Source organism: Enterobacter sp. RHBSTW-00975 (assembly GCF_013615235.1).
Lineage (GTDB): Bacteria > Pseudomonadota > Gammaproteobacteria > Enterobacterales > Enterobacteriaceae > Enterobacter > Enterobacter ludwigii.
Genome location: NZ_CP055883.1, coordinates 3,124,586 through 3,144,324, shown reverse-complemented (window position 1 = coordinate 3,144,324; position 19,739 = coordinate 3,124,586). Strand labels below are relative to the sequence as shown.

19 protein-coding genes are annotated in these 19,739 nt (G+C 56.2%); 12 read left to right on the top strand and 7 right to left on the bottom strand.

From position 1 onward, the window contains the following. Positions 1 to 95: 95 nt before the first annotated feature. Positions 96 to 791, bottom strand: coding sequence for a CidB/LrgB family autolysis modulator (locus tag HV340_RS15130; RefSeq protein WP_059306318.1), 696 nt, complete (start codon positions 789 to 791; stop codon positions 96 to 98). Then, positions 788 to 1,186 (bottom strand): CidA/LrgA family protein, encoded by a 399-nt coding sequence (locus tag HV340_RS15125; protein ID WP_020883202.1) that lies wholly within the window; start codon positions 1,184 to 1,186, stop codon positions 788 to 790. The genes HV340_RS15130 and HV340_RS15125 overlap by 4 nt, the downstream gene beginning before the upstream one ends. A gap of 194 nt (positions 1,187 to 1,380) precedes the next feature. Between HV340_RS15125 and dusC the strand changes: the two genes are divergently transcribed. From dusC to HV340_RS15110, 3 genes are all read left to right on the top strand, one after another. Continuing rightward, complete coding sequence (dusC, locus tag HV340_RS15120; RefSeq protein WP_047355772.1) at positions 1,381 to 2,313, top strand: tRNA dihydrouridine(16) synthase DusC; 933 nt, start codon at positions 1,381 to 1,383, stop codon at positions 2,311 to 2,313. 321 nt (positions 2,314 to 2,634) lie between these two features. Continuing rightward, the gene (mdtQ, locus tag HV340_RS15115; protein ID WP_063924741.1) at positions 2,635 to 4,044 is read left to right on the top strand and encodes a multidrug resistance outer membrane protein MdtQ; all 1,410 of its coding nucleotides are present in this window, start codon (positions 2,635 to 2,637) and stop codon (positions 4,042 to 4,044) included. Between the two features lie 50 nt (positions 4,045 to 4,094). Then, positions 4,095 to 4,859 (top strand): SDR family oxidoreductase, encoded by a 765-nt coding sequence (locus tag HV340_RS15110; RefSeq protein ID WP_074176864.1) that lies wholly within the window; start codon positions 4,095 to 4,097, stop codon positions 4,857 to 4,859. Positions 4,860 to 4,901: 42 nt separating this feature from the next. Here HV340_RS15110 and HV340_RS15105 read toward each other — a convergent pair whose 3' ends face one another. Next, positions 4,902 to 5,474 (bottom strand): DedA family protein, encoded by a 573-nt coding sequence (locus tag HV340_RS15105; RefSeq protein WP_020883206.1) that lies wholly within the window; start codon positions 5,472 to 5,474, stop codon positions 4,902 to 4,904. Between the two features lie 157 nt (positions 5,475 to 5,631). Between HV340_RS15105 and HV340_RS15100 the strand changes: the two genes are divergently transcribed. Together HV340_RS15100 and pbpG are read left to right on the top strand one after the other, a co-directional pair. Further along, complete coding sequence (locus HV340_RS15100) at positions 5,632 to 6,219, top strand: Yip1 family protein (protein WP_014170891.1); 588 nt, start codon at positions 5,632 to 5,634, stop codon at positions 6,217 to 6,219. A gap of 167 nt (positions 6,220 to 6,386) precedes the next feature. Next, positions 6,387 to 7,310 carry a D-alanyl-D-alanine endopeptidase gene (gene pbpG, locus HV340_RS15095; protein ID WP_014170890.1) on the top strand — a complete coding sequence of 308 codons (924 nt, stop codon included), beginning with the start codon at positions 6,387 to 6,389 and terminating at the stop codon, positions 7,308 to 7,310. Positions 7,311 to 7,376: 66 nt separating this feature from the next. Here the strand turns inward: pbpG and HV340_RS15090 are convergent, their stop codons facing one another. Both HV340_RS15090 and dld read right to left on the bottom strand, forming a co-directional pair. Beyond that, complete coding sequence (locus HV340_RS15090) at positions 7,377 to 7,931, bottom strand: GNAT family N-acetyltransferase (RefSeq protein WP_181216085.1); 555 nt, start codon at positions 7,929 to 7,931, stop codon at positions 7,377 to 7,379. A gap of 111 nt (positions 7,932 to 8,042) precedes the next feature. Beyond that, positions 8,043 to 9,791: a D-lactate dehydrogenase gene (dld, locus tag HV340_RS15085; RefSeq protein WP_020883209.1), complete on the bottom strand. Its 1,749-nt coding sequence runs from the start codon at positions 9,789 to 9,791 to the stop codon at positions 8,043 to 8,045. A 189-nt stretch (positions 9,792 to 9,980) separates the two neighbouring features. Here dld and bglX point away from each other — a divergent pair, with 189 nt between their 5' ends. From bglX to HV340_RS15060, 5 genes are all read left to right on the top strand, one after another. Then, the gene (gene bglX, locus HV340_RS15080) at positions 9,981 to 12,278 is read left to right on the top strand and encodes a beta-glucosidase BglX (protein WP_032678566.1); all 2,298 of its coding nucleotides are present in this window, start codon (positions 9,981 to 9,983) and stop codon (positions 12,276 to 12,278) included. A gap of 146 nt (positions 12,279 to 12,424) precedes the next feature. Then, positions 12,425 to 13,342, top strand: a complete 918-nt coding sequence (locus HV340_RS15075) for an ABC transporter substrate-binding protein (protein ID WP_063924743.1) — start codon at positions 12,425 to 12,427, stop codon at positions 13,340 to 13,342. Between the two features lie 12 nt (positions 13,343 to 13,354). After that, complete coding sequence (locus HV340_RS15070; RefSeq protein ID WP_063156638.1) at positions 13,355 to 14,512, top strand: ABC transporter permease; 1,158 nt, start codon at positions 13,355 to 13,357, stop codon at positions 14,510 to 14,512. Beyond that, positions 14,505 to 15,455 (top strand): ABC transporter ATP-binding protein, encoded by a 951-nt coding sequence (locus HV340_RS15065; protein WP_063924744.1) that lies wholly within the window; start codon positions 14,505 to 14,507, stop codon positions 15,453 to 15,455. Before HV340_RS15070 ends, HV340_RS15065 begins: the two co-directional genes overlap by 8 nt. After that, a complete protein-coding gene (locus HV340_RS15060) occupies positions 15,439 to 16,176 on the top strand; it encodes an ABC transporter permease (protein ID WP_063924745.1) in 738 nt (245 codons plus the stop codon). The genes HV340_RS15065 and HV340_RS15060 overlap by 17 nt, the downstream gene beginning before the upstream one ends. Here the strand turns inward: HV340_RS15060 and HV340_RS15055 are convergent. Both HV340_RS15055 and mlrA read right to left on the bottom strand, forming a co-directional pair. Beyond that, positions 16,151 to 16,264, bottom strand: a complete 114-nt coding sequence (locus tag HV340_RS15055; RefSeq protein WP_010433613.1) for a protein YohO — start codon at positions 16,262 to 16,264, stop codon at positions 16,151 to 16,153. The genes HV340_RS15060 and HV340_RS15055 overlap by 26 nt on opposite strands. Positions 16,265 to 16,333: 69 nt before the next feature. Continuing rightward, complete coding sequence (gene mlrA / locus HV340_RS15050; RefSeq protein WP_020883214.1) at positions 16,334 to 17,074, bottom strand: HTH-type transcriptional regulator MlrA; 741 nt, start codon at positions 17,072 to 17,074, stop codon at positions 16,334 to 16,336. A 217-nt stretch (positions 17,075 to 17,291) separates the two neighbouring features. Here mlrA and HV340_RS15045 point away from each other — a divergent pair, with 217 nt between their 5' ends. Further along, the gene (locus HV340_RS15045) at positions 17,292 to 18,977 is read left to right on the top strand and encodes a sensor histidine kinase (RefSeq protein WP_047355766.1); all 1,686 of its coding nucleotides are present in this window, start codon (positions 17,292 to 17,294) and stop codon (positions 18,975 to 18,977) included. Then, positions 18,971 to 19,690: a two-component system response regulator BtsR gene (gene btsR / locus HV340_RS15040; RefSeq protein ID WP_020883216.1), complete on the top strand. Its 720-nt coding sequence runs from the start codon at positions 18,971 to 18,973 to the stop codon at positions 19,688 to 19,690. The genes HV340_RS15045 and btsR overlap by 7 nt, the downstream gene beginning before the upstream one ends. Positions 19,691 to 19,739: the final 49 nt, after the last annotated feature.

The window sequence follows — 19,739 nt, the reverse complement described above, 5'->3', positions numbered from 1 at the left end:
TTTACGGAGCCGCCGGGGCTTTATATGTGATCCACTTCTCATTATGTATGCAACTTATGAAAACAAAATGAAATTTGCGCGACGCATCGCAAATTTTAACCCATGACCGCCACAATCAGCGGGAAAATAAACGGTGCGAGCAGGGAGGTGATAATCCCGCAGATCACCAGTGCGAGTGAGCTAAACGCCCCTTCCTGATAATCCAGTTCAGCGCAGCGCGCGGTGCCCAGGGCGTGCGACGCGGTACCCATCGCCAGACCTCGTGCCGCTTTGGTATGGATACGCATCGCATTCAGCAGGGTATGTCCAAAGACCGCGCCGAGGATCCCCACGAATATCACACACATGGCGCTGATGGCCGGAATCCCCCCCAGGCTGCCGCCCACGGCCATCGCAATAGGCGTGGTGACCGACTTAGGCAGAATAGAGGCCGCAATTTGCGGAGACGCGCCCATCAACAGCGCCACCGAGGTGCCGGTGATCATCGCCACCAGGCTCCCGACAAAACAGATGGTAATGATGGATTTCCAGCGGGCGCGGATCTGGTGCAATTGCTCATATAAAGGAAAGGCGAGCGCCACCACGGCGGGCTGCAGAAGGTCGTTCAAAATTTTGCTGCCGGCAAAGTAGCGTTCATAAGGAATGCCGGTGAGAAGCAGAAACGGGATAATCACCACCATCGCCACCAGCAGCGGATTAAGCAACGGCATTTTGAAACGTGCGGCGAGTTTGCGTGCGGCGAAGAACACTACCAGCGTTAACGGCAGCGACCACCAGATATTGGCCATCATTGTTTTGTTCCTTTCTGCCCGACCACTTTACGTTCGCCATGCACCAGATGCGAACTCCAGCTTACTACCAGGAAAACCACCAGCGTACTGACCGCGCAGGAGACCACAATGGGTCCGAACTGCGCCTGGAGCAAATCAAAATACTGCATAACCCCGACGCCGATAGGCACGAACAGCAGCGCCATATAGCGAATAAGGACAAAGCAGCCAGGGTTAACCCATCTGGCAGGCAAAATTTGCAATGCCAGCAAAACAAAGAGGATCAACATTCCAATGATGCTGCCGGGAATGGTAATGGGAAGCAGGGATGCAATAAAGATTCCGGCATACAGGCAGGCGTAAATCAGGACGAATGCGCGAAGATATTGCCAGATAATGTTCAATGATTTTCTCATGGTGAAAGTCCTTGATGAAACGCATTCATCATACAATTAAACCTAAAAATGTGCCACGGATCACATCATGAATTTTGAGCATACCAGACATTCCGAAATGGAACGTCTGGTATAACCTCACCGGGTTAACCGCCGGGCTTTCCTCATGCCGGGAGAGCGGCTACTATAGCGCGTCTTTTTTCACAGGTACTGCTATGCGTGTTTTACTGGCCCCAATGGAAGGCGTGCTCGACTCCCTCGTGCGCGAGCTTCTGACCGAGGTGAACGACTACGATCTCTGCGTGACGGAGTTTTTGCGCGTGGTCGATATGTTGTTGCCAGTAAAATCATTCTATCGCCTTTGCCCGGAACTGCATCATCAGAGCCGCACCTCTTCCGGCACGCTGGTGCGCATTCAGCTATTGGGTCAGTATCCCGAATGGCTGGCGGAGAACGCGGCCCGTGCCGTAGAGCTTGGTTCCTTTGGGGTTGACCTCAACTGCGGTTGCCCATCAAAACTGGTGAATGGCAGCGGCGGCGGCGCCACCTTGCTGAAAGATCCGGAGCTGATTTATCGTGGTGCAAAAGCCATGCGTGAGGCTGTACCGTCGCATCTGCCGGTGACGGTAAAGGTGCGTCTGGGATGGGACAGCGACGCGCGGCAATTTGAGATTGCCGATGCCGTGCAGCAGGCCGGGGCCACTGAGCTGGTGGTGCATGGCCGCACCAAAGAAGATGGCTATAAAGCCGAACGTATTAACTGGCAGGCGATTGGCGAGATCCGCAAAAGACTCACCATTCCCGTTATTGCCAACGGGGAAATCTGGGATTACGAAAGCGCGCAGGCGTGCCTGAAAGAGACTGGCTGCGATGCGGTGATGATTGGCCGCGGCGCGCTTAACGTACCAAACCTCAGCCGGGTGATTAAATATAACGAACCACGTATGCCGTGGGCTGATGTGGTCACGCTGCTGAAAAAATACAGCCGCCTCGAAAAACAGGGTGATACCGGGTTATATCACGTCGCGCGAATTAAGCAGTGGCTCAGTTATTTACGCAAAGAGTACAGTGAAGCGCTGGAGTTATTTCAGGAGATCCGCACGCTGCAGACTTCCGCTGATATTGCACGGGTGATTCAGTCCAGGTAACGGAATTTGCCCGGCGCTGAGCCGGGCAATGAAATCAGAAAATCATCTTGAATACACCGGTTACCACCAGCAGCCCTATCAGAAATATAATTAAAATAACCCACAGTAATATTTTCATTCGCTTCTCCTGCGTCTGTTTGTCGAAAGTAAGTGTAGCAGTGAATTTATAATGAAGATGAATTCACTCATTTAATTCATTCTTATGATGAATAATTTTCTGAGTATGAAAATGTATGACAAATTGCGGGTTGCCACGCGTTACTAAAAAAAAGAGCGACGTCTGGCGTAAGTTGCGCCTTTATTTTTCGCGTGAATGGCGTAATGAAACCTTTATCTCTGAGTATTCCCCTGGTTTTTATTCTGGTGGCCTGCGCGCCGGAACATGCCTCGGTCTCCCCTGTAAATATGCAATCAACAACGGCTGCGGTGAATACTACGCTGAGCCATACCGCGTGGCCGAAAGATGCATGGTGGAAAACGTATAACGATCCTGAACTCAATTCGCTGATTGCGAAGGCGCTGAACGATGCGCCGGATATGCAAATTGCCCGTCAGCGCATCACGCTGGCGGAAGCGCAGGCAAAAGCCACCCTGGCCGCCGGGGGGCCGGAAATTGATTTCGCAGCGGATGCTGAACGGCAAAAAATGTCGGCCGAGGGGCTGATGGGGCCCTTTGCGATAACCGATCCGGCGGCGGGAACCACCGGACCGTGGTACACCAACGGTACTTTTGGTCTGAGCGCGGGCTGGGATCTCGATTTGTGGGGGAAAAATCGTGCACGGGTTGAAGCCCGAATTGGCCGGGTAAACGCGCAAAAAGCGGAGCTTGAGCAAACCCGGCAACTGCTTGCCAGCAGCATCGCACGTCTTTACTGGGCGTGGCAAACCCAGGCCGCGGTGGGGGATGTCCTCACGGAGATTAAACACCAGCAGGACACGATTATTGCAGCCGACCGCGAACTGTATCAGCATGGAATCACCTCTTCCGTAGAGGGCGTCGAAACCGACATCAACGCCAGCAAAACTGACGAGCAGCTGGCAGAAGTGAACGGAAAAATGAAAGCCGTTGAGGCGCGTCTGAGCGCCCTGACGAACACCCCCTCAGTGACGCTTACACGCCACGCCTTACCCACGGTAGAAGCCTCGCTCCCGGCCACGCTGGGGTATGAACTGCTGGCACGTCGACCTGATTTGCAGGAGGCTCGCTGGTATATCGAGGCCTCCATGAGTGACGTTGAGGCCGCCAGAGCAGCCTTCTATCCCGATGTGAATCTGATGGCTTTCTTACAGCAGGATGCCCTGCACCTGAGCGATTTGTTCCGCTCTTCTGCGCAGCAGATGGGCGTCACCGCCGGTCTGACGCTGCCCATTTTCGACAGCGGCAGGCTAAACGCCGAGCTGGATATTGCCCAGGCGCAGAACAATCTCTCCGTCGCGCGTTATAACAAAGCGGTGGTGGATGCGGTGAATCAGGTGGCGCGCACGGCCAGCGAAGTCGAAACACTGACCGCAAAAAACCAGCACCAGCAGCGTGTCGAAAAAGAGGCTGCCCGCGTTGTTGCACTGGCTCAGGCCCGCTTTCGCGCCGGCATTATCGCCGGCTCCCGCGTAAGTGAAGCCAGAATACCGGCCCTCAGGGAGCAGCTCACCGGGGTGATGCTCAAAGGCCAGTACGTTGACGCCACGCTGCAGCTGACCTCGGCGCTGGGTGGCGGCTATCATCAGGGCTAAAAAGCGCGATTATCTATACTTACCTCTTTGCAGCTTTTCTGGAGGTGAGTATGACCAAAGTCGCGATTGTTACCGCATCGGATTCCGGGATTGGGAAAACCACGGCCCTGATGCTGGCTGAACGAGGGTTTGATATCGGCGTCACCTGGCATTCTGACGAAAAAGGTGCGCTGGAAACCTGCCGCGAAGTCGAGGCGAAGGGCCGGCGTGCAGAGGCGATTCAACTTGATTTAAGCACTCTCCCGCAGGGGGCGCAGGCCATTGAAACGTTAATTACGCGCTTTGGTCGGCTGGACGTGCTGGTCAACAATGCCGGGGCGATGACCAAAGCGCCGTTTCTCGACATGCCGTTTGAGGAGTGGCGGGGGATTTTTACCGTTGACGTGGATGGCGCGTTTCTCTGTTCACAGATCGCTGCGCGTCAGATGGTGAAGCAGGGAGAGGGGGGGCGAATTGTGAACATTACCTCGGTGCATGAACACACGCCTTTACCGGATGCCAGTGCGTATACGGCGGCCAAGCATGCCCTGGGCGGATTAACCAAATCCATGGCGCTGGAGCTGGTCGAGCATAACATCCTGGTGAATGCCGTTGCGCCAGGTGCCATTGCCACGCCAATGAATGATATGGACGACCGTGAAGTGAAGGCCGGTTCGATGCCCGCGATCCCGCTCGCGCGGCCGGGGCATACCAAAGAGATTGCCAGCCTGGTGGCGTGGCTGTGTGACGGTGACGCCAGTTATGCTACCGGGCAATCATTTATTGTCGACGGCGGTTTTATGCTGGCGAATCCGCAATTTAAGCCCGCCGGGTAGAAACTTTTCGCCCTCTCTTTGTGCGAGAGGGCGCCATTGCACTTACTCTTCATCCCGCGTCTTTTCCCGATGCTTCAGCCACAGCCGGACTGCAATCACCACCACGACAATCAGGATAACCCATGCCCAGTGCTTCAGATGCTGGTCAACATTATGCAGCCACGGACCAATCACTTCTCCACCCACATAACCGAGCGTGGTAAAGATCAGGGCCCAGGCAATCGCGCCAAGAATGTTCAGCGGCAGGAAAATTTTCGGCGGTAAATGGCTGGCGCCAATCAGTATTGGGCCGATAATCCGAAAGCCGTACATAAAACGGGTGCCAATCACGAACAGGTAAGGGTGACGCTGGATAAGCCGTTGGGCACGGTGAATTTTCTTGCGGTGCTTTGAAAAGCGCTTCAAAAGCGTGGGGCCAAAGCGCAGTCCCAGAAAGTAGAGCAGCTGATCGCCAATCATCCCACCGAGTGCGACTGCGGCAACAACGAGTGGGAATTTGAGTAACCCCTGATGCGCGGCCACCCCGCCGAGCAGCGTGATGGTTTCTCCTTCCGCCACGCTGCCAACGACCAGTGCAGCGTATCCATAGTGTTCAATAAGACTGTTGATATCCATTACGTCAATGTCATCTCCCTTATTATGCCTCGTTTAATCATATACCCCATGAATCAATAACGGGGCAATCAACGGAAATTTCCCACTGTACATAAAATAATCTCAGGCCTGCATTATACTTAAGATATCGCTGACGGGCCGACAACAAGGGGGCGTTATGAACCATGTCTGGGGACTTTTCTCCCATCCCGATCGTGAAATGCATGTCATCAAAACGGAGAACGAAACGGTCTCGCATCATTACACGCATCATGTGCTGCTGATGGCAGCGGTGCCTGTAATCTGCGCGTTTATTGGCACAACACAAATCGGCTGGAACTTTGGTGATGGCACCGTGGTTCAGCTTTCCTGGTTTACCGGTCTTTCACTGGCCATTCTCTTTTATGGCCTGATGCTGGCGGGTGTGGCTGTCATGGGGCGTGTCATTCACTGGATGGCGCGTAACTATCCGCAACGTCCATCGCTGGCACACTGTATGGTTTTCGCCGGGTATGTCGCGACGCCGCTGTTCTTAAGCGGTATTGTGGCGCTGTATCCACTGGTCTGGTTGTGCGCGCTGATCGGTACTATTGCCCTCTTTTACACCGGTTATCTGCTGTATCTGGGGGTACCAACCTTCCTCAATATCAATAAAGAAGAGGGCCTGAGCTTCTCCAGTTCAACGCTCGCCATCGGCGTGCTGGTGCTGGAAGCGCTACTGGCTCTGACGGTTATTCTGTGGGGTTATGGATACCGTCTCTTCTAGGCTCACTGCATTGCTGGCGTAAATGCCAGCAATGCAGCATCTGTTCACGATTATCCTCTGGCGACAAAGCCCGGTGACCGCTATGATGCCGAAGCCAGCCTGCGTTTCTCCATCGACACAGGCGGTGTACGTCATAACGTGCGTGAATAATTATCAGAAGTCTCACCATGCTGAAATTCCGAGTCTCTTTACTTAGCCTGGCCCTGTTGCTGGGAGCGTCCGCTGCCGCGCCAGCGATCGCCAAAACGCCCGCCGTGACCACCGCTGCTGCCCAGCCGCAAATCGCTTCCGGCAGTGCGATGATTGTTGATCTCAACACCAATAAGGTGATTTACGCCAGCCATCCGGATCTGGTACGCCCGATCGCCTCGATTACCAAATTAATGACCGCGATGGTGGTGCTTGATGCACATCTGCCGCTGGACGAAAAACTGAAAGTGGATATCAGCCATACGCCGGAGATGAAAGGGATCTACTCCCGCGTGCGACTGAACAGCGAAATCAGCCGTAAAAACATGCTGCTGTTGGCGCTGATGTCTTCTGAAAACCGCGCGGCGGCGAGCCTGGCCCACCACTATCCGGGTGGCTACGACGCATTTATTCGTGCGATGAACGCAAAAGCCAAATCGCTGGGGATGACCAATACCCGTTACGTCGAGCCGACTGGCCTGTCGATTCACAACGTCTCCACGGCCCGCGACCTGACAAAACTGCTGATTGCCAGCAAACAGTACCCGCTGATTGGTCAGCTCAGTACGACCCGTGAAGAGATGGCGACCTTTGCGAACCCGGCCTATTCGCTGCCGTTCCGTAATACTAACCATCTGGTGTACCGGGATAACTGGAATATTCAGTTAACGAAAACCGGGTTTACTAACGCGGCGGGACACTGTCTGGTGATGCGCACCGTATTCAACGGTAAACCGGTGGCGCTGGTGGTGATGGATGCCTTTGGTAAATACACCCACTTCGCGGATGCAAGCCGACTGCGTACCTGGATTGAGACGGGGAAAGTGCAGCCGGTACCGGCCGCGGCGTTGACCTACAAAAAGCAGAAAGCAGAGCAGATGGCAACCGCCCAGAACGACTGAGCCGGATTGCTGATGACTGTGTTTTCGCCCTCTCCCGCGGGAGAGGGCAACAGACCTCGCTGCGCCTTAATCCGGCAGCGTCCAGTCTCCGTCATTGAGTGAGCGCTGCATGATCACCGTATCCCGCCAGTCACCTTTCTTATACCCGACGCTGCGTAACTGACCGACGATTTCGAAGCCGTATTTCTTATGCAACCGTAACGAGCCGGCATTGTTGTTGCCATCCCCCACAACGGCAATCATCTGCCGCCACGGACCTTGCTCGCAGCGGGCGATCAGCGCATCCATCAGGACGGAGCCAAAACCACGACCGGTAGTACTCGCATCCACGTAAATCGACTCTTCCAGAGTGTAGCGATAGGCATGGCGCGGACGGTAAGGCGTCGCGTAGCAGTAGCCTACGACGATGCCGCGATACAGCGCGACAAGCCACGGTAAGCCATTCTCGGCCACGCTTTTCATTCGCTGACGCATTTCATCAATGGTGGGGGGAACTTCTTCAAAGGATGCGCGCCCGTGAAGCACATGCCAGGCGTAGATAGCGGCGATAGCATGCACATCGTCGGGAAGGGCATCGCGCACTTCCACTTCGGTTTCGGATAAAATATCAACAGCCGACATGATGTGCCTGCTCCTCGTAACAGATGCCGGAGAAACGTTTCTCCGGCGACAGAACGCTACTCTAGTACGATTAAGGCGCGCTTAACAATCTCTCAAATTTGGCTGTGGGAATTAATCAGACGCTTGCGTCACGGGCTGCTCCGCGTCAGGACTCTCTTTCCAGTATTTATTCCGCGTTGTTTTACCAATGCCGGGGTTCATGCTGTTTGTGGGGTCATTCTCGCGATAAAACTGCTTAAGTGCGTCAGGAGCCTTATAAAGATGCCCCACGTTATGTTCCGCAGGATATTGTGCGCCTCGCGCGTGCAGCAGCGCGAGCATCTGCTCTTTCAGCGCGTGCGCATCCACCCCTTTCTTAACGATGTAATCCTGGTGGAAGACGTAGCACATAAAGTGGCCGTAATAGAGCTTGTGGACCAGCTTGCTGTCAATTTCCGGCGGCAGGTGTTCAAACCACTCGGTATCGTTGCGGCGAAGGGCGATATCCAGCGCCAGAATGTCTTCCACCTCGTCTGAATGCACCGCCTGATAACGAATGGCGGCACCCGCAGCGGCGAAACGGTGCAGGAAGGCTTTGCTGCCCTCTTCAGGGGTACAGGCAAAGAAATCGCCTTCGGCAGTTTTGAAGAATTCACTGAGCCAGGTTTGCGCTTCGGCAATTCCGTCCCCGGCCATTTTCAGCAGCAGGTGATGCTCGTACTTATCGCGCCAGGTTTTCATCCGCTCCGGCAGATGTGACGGGAAGACGTTGCCCAGTTTCTGCATAAAGCGGTCGGTAAAGTGGGGTTTAAACAGCGGCACTTTTTCCAGCATCGCGTCGGTACGGCCCTTCATGGTGAAGAAGAACGGCATTTTATCGGTGCCGAGCTTGTCGATCATCAGGAACGTATCTTTGCCGTAGCGTTCCGCGATGTCGTAAATATCACGGTGCATGTACTCGCCCGCCACCGGAAGGTGAGCGAACTCGCCCAGAATATGACGACGGATCTCGGTCAGCACGTCCGGCTGATTGGTGCCGATGTAGAACACCTGCTGTTTTTTCTCGGCCGGGAAGGTGTCGAGGCGCACGGCAAAAACAGCCAGCTTGCCCGCACAGCCCGAAGATTCAAAAAGGCGGTCAGGGTCGGCGTTGTAACGTGCCGGGGTATCCGCTTCGATATCCCGCACGCGGGTGATGTAATCGTGGTCGTGAGCATGACGACCATCGTGCTGGACGTCTTCATCTTTCACCCGATCGTCGTCGAGCTTACTCAGGATCTGCTCCGGCGTAACGCCAAGATCAATGCCCAGATGGTTGACCAGGGTCAGCTTGCCATTTTCGTCGATACGGGCAAAAAGTGACATCTCGGTGTAAGCCGGGCCGCGCTGCACCAGCGAACCGCCGGAGTTATTGCAGATCCCGCCGATCACGGAGGCGCCAATACAGGATGAGCCAATGACCGAATGCGGTTCGCGTCCCAGCGGCTTAAGCGCTTTTTCAAGGGAGTAGAGCGTCGTGCCAGGGAACGCGAGCACCTGCTCGCCTTTATCCAGCAGATGCAGTTTGTCGAGACGCAGGGTGCTGATGATCACAATGTCACGATCGTAATCGTTGCCGTTCGGCGTTGAGCCTTCAGTCAGGCCGGTGTTAGCCGCCTGCATGAGAATAATTTTGTCGGCGGCCACGCAGGCGCTCAGGACGCGCCAGAGTTCAAGCAGCGTGCCGGGAAACACCACCGCCAGCGCCTCGCCCTGACCGGAACGAAAGCCCTTACGGTAGCGGGCGGTTTTTGCCGGGTCGGTAAGCAGGTGAGAGGAGCCAACCAGGCGCGACAGTTCGTTAATAAACGTCGTGTTATCGTGAGTTCGAACAGAAGACATCTTCCACTCCTTGTGGTGGGGCAAATTTCTCGCTGTAAAGCATAGCGCGATTAACTGTTAAGCGGTCGAGTATTCACGAGAAAAATCAGAGAATAACCCTGCAACGTTCTGAGGGTTTGTGGCACACTGCGCTTTTCGCACGGTCTGGCCGAGTTCTTCCGGCGGTTATTGATGAGAGAGTAAAACGACATGAAATGGCTATGTTCTGTAGGTGTCGCCGTCAGCCTGGCGCTGCAACCTGCGCTGGCAGAGGATTTGTTTGGCAATCACCCGCTCACGCCTGAAGCCCGGGACGCGTTTGTCACGGAATTGCTCAAGAAAATGACGGTCGATGAGAAAATTGGCCAGTTGCGTCTTATCAGCGTCGGCCCGGATAACCCGAAAGAGGCCATCCGCGAGATGATCAAAGACGGGCAGGTCGGGGCTATTTTTAACACCGTCACCCGCCCGGATATCCGCAAAATGCAGGATCAGGTGATGGAACTCAGCCGTCTGAAAATTCCGCTGTTCTTCGCCTATGACGTGGTGCACGGTCAGCGTACCGTCTTCCCGATTAGCCTTGGTCTGGCATCGTCCTTTAACCTTGATGCGGTGAAAACCGTGGGGCGCGTTTCCGCCTATGAAGCGGCGGATGATGGCCTGAATATGACCTGGGCACCGATGGTGGACGTCTCCCGCGATCCGCGCTGGGGCCGCGGCTCAGAAGGGTTCGGTGAAGATACCTATTTAACAGCCACGATGGGGAAAACCATGGTGGAAGCGATGCAGGGTAAGAGCCCGGCAGATCGCTACGCGGTGATGACCAGCGTCAAACACTTCGCGGCCTATGGCGCCGTGGAAGGGGGTAAAGAGTACAACACCGTGGATATGAGCCCGCAGCGGCTGTTCAACGACTACATGCCACCGTACAAAGCGGGGCTGGATGCCGGCAGCGGCGCGGTGATGGTGGCGCTGAACTCCCTCAACGGCACGCCGGCGACCTCCGATTCGTGGCTGCTGAAAGACGTTCTGCGTGACCAGTGGGGCTTTAAGGGCATTACCGTCTCTGACCACGGCGCCATTAAAGAGCTCATTAAGCACGGTACCGCCTCCGATCCGGAAGACGCGGTACGCGTGGCGCTCAAGTCCGGCATTAACATGAGCATGAGCGACGAGTACTACAGCAAATACCTGCCGGGGCTGGTGAAGAGCGGTAAGGTGACCATGGCGGAGCTGGATGACGCCACGCGCCACGTGCTGAACGTGAAATATGATATGGGGCTGTTTAACGACCCGTACAGCCACCTGGGGCCGAAAGATTCTGACCCGGTAGACACCAACGCGGAAAGCCGTTTGCACCGCAAAGAGGCCCGCGATGTGGCACGCGAAAGTCTGGTGCTGCTGAAAAACCGCCTCGACACGCTGCCGCTGAAGAAATCTGGCACCATTGCCGTGGTGGGCCCGCTGGCTGACAGCAAGCGCGACGTGATGGGGAGCTGGTCTGCAGCGGGGGTGGCCGATCAGTCCGTCACGGTGCTGACCGGTATCAAGAACGCCGTGGGTGAGAACGCGAAAGTGGTTTACGCCAAAGGGGCGAACGTCACCAATGATAAAGACATTGTCACCTTCCTCAATCAGTACGAAGAGGCGGTGAAGGTCGATCCGCGTTCGCCGAAAGAGATGATTGATGAAGCGGTGAACACCGCTAAGCAATCTGACGTGGTTGTCGCGGTAGTGGGTGAAGCGCAGGGGATGGCGCATGAGGCCTCCAGCCGTACCGACATCACCATTCCGCAAAGCCAGCGCGATCTGATTGCCGCCCTGAAGGCGACCGGCAAGCCGCTGGTGCTGGTGCTGATGAACGGTCGTCCGCTGGCGCTGGTCAAAGAAGACCAGCAGGCCGACGCGATCCTGGAAACCTGGTTCGCCGGTACCGAAGGCGGTAACGCGATTGCCGACGTGCTGTTTGGCGATTACAACCCGTCAGGGAAGCTGCCAATGTCCTTCCCGCGCTCGGTCGGGCAGATCCCGGTTTACTACAGCCACCTGAATACCGGCCGGCCGTACAACGCCGACAAACCGAATAAGTACACCTCCCGTTACTTCGATGAAGCGAACGGCCCGCTGTATCCGTTTGGTTACGGTCTGAGCTACACCACCTTCAAGGTTTCTGACGTCAAAATGTCTGCGCCGACCCTGAAGCGTGACGGCAAAGTTACCGCAAGCGTCGAGGTGAGCAACACCGGTAAACGCGAAGGGGCAACGGTCATTCAGATGTACGTCCAGGATGTGACCGCCTCCATGAGCCGTCCGGTGAAACAGCTGCGTGGCTTCGAAAAGGTCAACCTGAAGCCGGGCGAAACCAAAACCATCAGCTTCCCCATCGACGTGGATGCGCTGAAGTTCTGGAACCAGCAGATGAAATATGATGCGGAGCCAGGCAAGTTTAACGTCTTTATCGGGGTCGATTCCGCCCGCGTTAATAAAGGCGAGTTCGAGCTGCTCTGACGTTTCCCTCCCTTGCATCCCCCGCTTTGCGGGGGATGCGTCTTACCTTATGTTAAAAAGGCATTTTGACGGTTAATTCCGCCGTTTTAAGCTACGCTTTTCTCTCAAGCCTCTGAAAAAGGCAGCAAAAAAATGAGGACAGTGGAATGACGATTGCAAAGGGGATGTTGAGTTCAGCGGTGTTACTGGCGGCGCTGAGTCTGCCATTACAGGCGGCAGAACCGGTAAAAGTGGGTTCCAAGATAGATACCGAAGGTGCGCTGCTCGGTAACATTATTCTGCAGGTACTGGAAAGCCACGGTGTTAAAACCGTCAATAAAGTCCAGCTGGGAACCACGCCTGTGGTACGCGGCGCGATTACCTCCGGCGAGCTGGATATCTACCCGGAATACACCGGCAACGGTGCGTTCTTCTTCAAAGATGAAAACGATCCGGCGTGGAAAAATGCCAAAGCCGGGTATGAAAAAGTCAAAAAACTCGACGCTGAGCAAAATAAGCTGGTCTGGCTGACGCCGGCGCCGGCCAACAATACCTGGACCATCGCGGTGCGCAAGGACGTGGCGGAGAAAGGAAAGCTGACCTCGCTTGCGGATTTGAGTCGCTACCTGAAAGAGAAGGGTGACTTTAAGCTTGCGGCTTCCGCTGAGTTTATTGAGCGTCCGGATGCGCTGCCGGCGTTTGAAAAAGCCTATGATTTCAAACTGGATCAGGCCCAGCTGCTCTCTCTGGCGGGCGGTGATACCGCGGTGACCATCAAAGCCGCTGCGCAGCAAACGTCGGGTGTTAATGCGGCGATGGCTTACGGCACCGACGGCCCGGTTGCGGCGCTTGGCCTGCAAACCTTAACCGATCCAAAAGGCGTCCAGCCGATTTACGCCCCGGCACCTGTCGTGCGGGAAGCGGTACTTAAAGCGTACCCGGATATTGCTGAATGGCTCAAACCGGTCTTCGAAAAGCTGGATGCAAAAACGCTGCAACAGCTGAATGCCAGCATTGCCGTTGAGGGACTGGATGCCAAAAAAGTGGCCGCCGATTTCCTGAAACAACAAGGGCTTGTGAAGTAACAGGACAGGGCTGTGCCAATAAAATGTCATAACCGCGTACTGCTGCTGTTGGCCTGTGTGGCCATCGCGGCGGTCGCGTTACCGTTTGTGAATGTGGCCCCGAATCGCCTGATGTCGGGGGAGAGTCGCTCGCTCTGGCAGGTCTGGTCATTTACGCCGTGGTTGCTGGTGGCGGCACTGGGCGCGTGGGTTGCGTTGTCGCTCTGGCAAGGACGCACGGCTCAGTGGCTGACGCTGCTGCTTTGTGAAGGGCTGTTTATCGCCTTATTCTGGGGAGGCGGGCTTGCAGCAACGCACATGACCTCGGCGGAAAGTCCGCTGGCAAGAACCTCTGTGGGTAGCGGTTTGTGGCTCTGGCTGGCGCTGTGTCTGCTGGCCTGCAGCGATGCTATTCGCCGTCTTATCTCAACATCCGTCTGGCGCTGGATACTCAATGCCCAGATATGGTGTATTCCATTGCTGCTGCTGTTTAGCGGTGAGCTGAATAATCTCTCGCTGTTAAAAGAGTACGCCAACCGTCAGGAGGTGTTTAATGACGCCCTGGCGCAACACCTCACGATCCTCTTCGGCACCCTGATCCCGGCCTTACTGCTCGGCATACCGCTGGGTATGTGGTGCTATCGCCACCCTTCACGTCAGGGTGGGGTGTTTGCCGTGCTGAATGTGATTCAGACCATCCCGTCCGTCGCTCTGTTTGGCCTGTTGATTGCTCCGCTGGCCGGGCTGGTGACGTCGTTCCCGGTGCTGGGAACGATGGGGATCGCCGGAACCGGTTTAACGCCAGCCCTTATCGCACTGGTGCTCTATGCGCTGCTGCCGCTGGTGCGCGGCGTGGTGGCCGGGCTGAGCCAGGTCGCGCCGGACGTGCTGGAAAGTGCCCATGCAATGGGGATGAGCGCGAGACAATGTTTCTGGAAGATCCAGCTGCCGCTGGCTTTGCCCCTGCTGCTGCGCAGCCTGCGGGTGGTGGCGGTGCAAACCGTTGGCATGGCGGTGATTGCGGCGCTGATTGGCGCGGGCGGCTTTGGCGCGCTGGTTTTCCAGGGGCTGTTGAGTAGCGCCCTGGACCTGGTGTTATTGGGCGTGGTGCCCACGATTGCGCTGGCGGTTGTCATCGACGCGCTGTTTGCCTTATGGCTCGCGCTGCTCAGGAGAAGAGCCAATGATTGAATTTCACGATGTCAGTAAAACCTTTGCGGGTCGTCCGGCGGCAAGCCATCTCAATCTGAATTTTGTCGAGGGCGCATTTTCCGTGCTGATTGGCACATCGGGGTCGGGAAAATCCACCACCCTGAAGATGATTAACCGCCTGGTTGAGCACGACAGCGGTCTGATCCGCTTTGCCGGAGAGGAGATCCGCAGCCTGCCTGTGCTGGAACTGCGTCGTCGTATGGGATATGCCATCCAGTCCATCGGCCTGTTTCCGCACTGGACGGTCGCGCAGAACATCGCCACCGTGCTACAGCTGGAGAAATGGTCGCGGGCAAAAACTGCCGACCGGGTTGATGAACTGATGTCTCTGCTCGGGTTAGAACCTGCGCTGCGTGACCGCTACCCGCACCAGCTTTCCGGAGGCCAGCAGCAGCGGGTGGGCGTGGCGCGTGCGCTGGCGGCCAATCCGCAGGTGTTACTGATGGATGAACCCTTCGGTGCGCTGGATCCGGTCACGCGCGCCGCACTGCAGGCGGAAATGACCCGCATTCATCGCATTCTTGGGCGAACAATCATTCTTGTGACGCACGATATTGATGAGGCGCTGCGTCTGGCCGACCATCTGGTGCTGATGGACCATGGTGAGGTGGTGCAGCAGGGGACGCCGCTTGAACTGCTGACCTGGCCGAAGAACGATTTTGTGCGTGAGTTTTTTGGCCGCAGCGAGCTGGGCGTCAGGCTGCTCTCGCTGCGTACGGTCAGCGACTATATGCGTCGACAGGACGCGACGGTGCGTGGCGAGCCTCTGCAGGAACAGATGAGCTTGCGGGATGCGCTTTCGGCGTTTGTTGCCCGTCAGTGTGAAGTGTTGCCCGTTGCGGATGCCCGGGGCGCGCCAAGTGGCACCCTGCATTTTCGCGATCTGCTGGCAGGGGAGGTGACACGTGAAGGCACTTCGTGATCCGCTGCTCTGGCTGGTCGTGCTCTTTGTCGCTTTGCTGTTGCTGATGCCGCACAGCGCGGCGCTGTTTAGCACGCTCTTCCCCGACTTGCCGCGCCCGGTGTATCAGCAGGAGAGTTTTATTAATCTTGCCCTGGCCCATCTCTGGCTGGTGGTGCTCTCAAGTGCCATCGCTATTGTACTGGGCGTGGGGGCGGGCATCGCGGTCACGCGCCCCGCGGGCCGGGAGTTTCGCCCGCTGGTGGAGACCATTGCGGCGATTGGCCAGACGTTTCCGCCGGTGGCGGTGCTGGCGATTGCAGTGCCGGTGATGGGTTTTGGTCAGCAACCGGCCATCATTGCGCTGATTTTATACGGTGTGTTGCCCATTTTGCAGGGTACGCTGGCCGGTATTGCGGCGGTACCTGCGTCGGTACTGAGCGTTGCTGAAGGGATGGGGATGAGTCGCGCAGAGCGGTTGCGCAAAGTTGAACTCCCCCTGGCGGCACCGGTCATCCTTGCGGGGATCCGCACGTCGGTGATCATCAATATCGGGACGGCGACCATTGCGTCGACGGTGGGGGCCAACACCCTGGGAACGCCGATTATCATCGGCTTAAGCGGGTTCAATACGGCCTATATTGTGCAGGGGGCGTTGCTGGTGGCGCTGGCGGCAATCGTCGTCGATCGCGTTTTTGAGCGTCTGGCGCAGTATCTCAGCCGACACCGCCACGAACAATAAACGAATACCCGGCCAGCATCACGCCGCCGATACCGCTTACGGCCATCAGAACAAAAAGGGTAATTACGGCCAGTTTGGTTGCCTTCATCATGTGCTCCTGTTGTTAACGGAACAATTATACGGTGAAGCGCAGCTGTTAATGAACCATTAAATGCCGTTACGGCTCTTCCGGGCCAAGCGAGTAAACCGGGTAGCCATGTTCACGCCATTCCGTCATCAGCTGTTGCTGCGAGGCGGAAGGCACTTCTCCGCACCAGACCAGCAGGGTCTGGCCGTCGAACAATTCAGGGCGAAATTGCGCCAGCGAGTGCACAAGGACGTCAACGCGCCAGCCATTCTGGGTGGCAATCCAGGCCTCCAGCCACAGACGAGTAGTATCGTGCACGTTCCAGCCGACCACCAGCGCGTCTTTTCCGTGCTTGTTCTTCGCCGAGGCAAGGCAGACGGCAATATAGTTGATCAGGACGCCGTCGAGCATACTCAGCAGCGCCTGCAGGGTGGTCTGCTGACACTGCAGGCGTCGACGGAGCGGGATGAAAAGATGCGTAATCAGCGTTTGCGCAGGATAATCGCGCCCTTGCTCTTTTATCCATGCGCGCAGGCGCTGCAGATTGCCCGCCTGCAGAAGGCGCAGCAACGTTTCCTGTTGTTCGCGCCAGAGAAGCTGCGTGTCAGGATCGTCATGGCTGAGCAGGGATTTCACTTTGCCAACCTGCACACCGTTATCGATCCAGCTTTTGATCTCGCGGATCCGGTCGATATCGGCATCGTTGAAGAGACGATGGCCTCCGTCCGTTCTCTGCGGTTTGAGTAATCCATACCGTCGCTGCCATGCCCGTAGCGTGACGGGATTGATATCACAAAGGAGTGCCACTTCACCGATTGTGTAAAGCGCCATATTCGCCCCCTGGCTTACGCGTCCCCAGCTTAACTGTAGTCCCTGTTTACTGAACCAGGAAGAAATGGTTGTTTTTTGCACGAATAATGCGAAGCAGGCGTTAGGTTCGGCAAAAGGTGTGATGCCGGGCACGAATTGCAGCTTTTTTGCCGCGCTTCAAAGAAAGTTTACCGCCAGCAGTGTATGTTACGCGTTTTGAGGGTGTGCGGTTTTGAGTATGTACGAGTTTAATCTGGTGCTGCTGTTGCTTCAGCAGATGTGCGTGTTTCTTGTCATCGCCTGGTTGATGAGTAAAACGCGTCTGTTCATTCCGCTGATGCAAGTTACCGTACGCCTGCCGCACAAGCTGCTCTGCTACGTGACCTTCTCTATTTTCTGCATTATGGGAACCTATTTTGGTCTCCATATCGAAGACTCCATTGCCAATACGCGAGCCATCGGTGCCGTGATGGGCGGGCTGCTTGGCGGCCCTGTGGTCGGTGGGCTGGTCGGATTAACCGGTGGCCTGCATCGGTATTCGATGGGCGGCATGACGGCGCTAAGCTGTATGATCTCAACGATCGTTGAAGGGCTGCTCGGCGGCCTGGTTCACAGCTACATGATTAAGCGCGGTCGTCCGGATAAAGTCTTTAGCCCGCTCACCGCCGGGGCGATCACCTTTGTCGCTGAAATGGCGCAAATGGCCATCATCTTGCTGATTGCCCGGCCGTTTGACGATGCGCTCCATCTGGTGAGCAATATCGCCGCCCCGATGATGGTGACGAATACCGTGGGTGCTGCGCTGTTTATGCGTATTCTGCTCGACAAGCGCGCCATGTTTGAGAAGTACACCTCGGCGTTTTCCGCGACGGCCCTGAAGGTCGCCGCCTCGACGGAGGGGATCCTGCGTCAGGGCTTTAACGAAGAGAACAGCATGAAGGTGGCGCAGGTGCTTTATAAGGAGCTGGATATCGGCGCGGTGGCGATAACCGACCGTGAACGGTTGCTGGCTTTTACCGGCACGGGCGACGATCACCATCTCCCCGGGAAACCGATCTCCTCCGCCTATACGCTGCGCGCCATTGAAACCGGGGAAGTGGTGTATGCCGACGGCAACGAAATTCCTTACCGCTGTTCGCTGCACCCGCAGTGTAAACTGGGCTCCACGCTGGTCATTCCGCTGCGCGGGGAAAACCAGCGGGTAATGGGCACCATCAAGCTTTATGAAGCGAAAAACCGTCTGTTCAGCTCTATCAACCGTACGCTGGGAGAGGGCATCGCTCAGCTGCTCTCCGCGCAGATCCTCGCCGGGCAGTATGAGCGTCAGAAAGCGTTGCTGACGCAATCCGAAATTAAACTCCTGCACGCTCAGGTGAATCCGCATTTCCTGTTCAATGCGCTTAATACGCTCAAAGCGGTGATCCGCCGCGACAGCGATCAGGCCGCGCAGCTGGTTCAGTTCCTGTCGACGTTTTTCCGCAAAAACCTTAAACGTCCGTCCGAGATTGTGACCCTGGCCGATGAAATAGAACACGTTAATGCTTACCTGCAGATTGAGCAGGCACGCTTCCAGACTCGTCTGCAGGTGTCGTTATCCGTCCCGGATGAGCTGGCGTATCAGCATCTTCCGGCCTTTACCCTGCAGCCTATTGTGGAAAACGCCATTAAACACGGTACGTCACAGCTGTTGGGAATTGGGGAGATCACCATTTCCGCCAGCCGCTTTAACCATCATCTGGTGCTGGATATTGAAGATAACGCCGGGCTTTACGTGCCTTCCACCTCAGGCGGATTAGGGATGAGCCTGGTGGATAAACGCCTGCGCGCGCACTTTGGTGATGACTGTGGCATTACCGTCGCCTGTGAGCCTGACCGATTCACCCGTATTACGTTACGACTGCCGCTGGAGGAAAACGCATGCTAAGAGTGCTGATTGTGGATGATGAGCCGTTAGCACGGGAAAACCTGCGCGTTCTGTTGCAGGAGCAGCCTGACATTGAGATTGTGGGGGAGTGCGCAAACGCCATTGAGGCCATTGGCGCCGTGCACAAACTGCGCCCGGACGTGCTGTTCCTCGACATTCAGATGCCCCGAATTAGCGGCCTGGAAATGGTCGGAATGCTCGACCCGGAGCATCGCCCCTACATTGTGTTTTTGACCGCCTTCGATGAGTACGCCGTCAAAGCCTTTGAGGAGCACGCATTCGATTATTTACTGAAACCGATTGAAGAGAAGCGTCTTGAAAAGACTCTCAGCCGTTTGCGCCAGGAGCGCACCGTGCAGGATGTCACGCTGTTGCCGGAAAACCAGCAGCCGCTGAAATTTATCCCCTGCACCGGCCACAGTCGGATTTACCTTCTGCAGATGGACGATGTGGCGTTTGTCAGCAGCCGTTTGAGCGGCGTATTTGTTACCAGCGCGGAGGGGAACGAAGGCTTTACCGAGCTGACGCTGCGGACGCTGGAGAGCCGAACGCCGCTCGTTCGTTGCCATCGCCAGTATCTGGTGAACATGGCGCACCTGAAAGAGATCCGGCTGGAAGACAATGGACAGGCAGAGCTGGTGCTGCGTGCCGGGCAAACCGTCCCCGTCAGTCGCCGCTACCTTAAGAGTTTGAAAGAGGCGATCGGCCTGTAAAACTGGTACACTGCGCCCCATTGCATCATCGACAGTTAAGTTAAAGGCA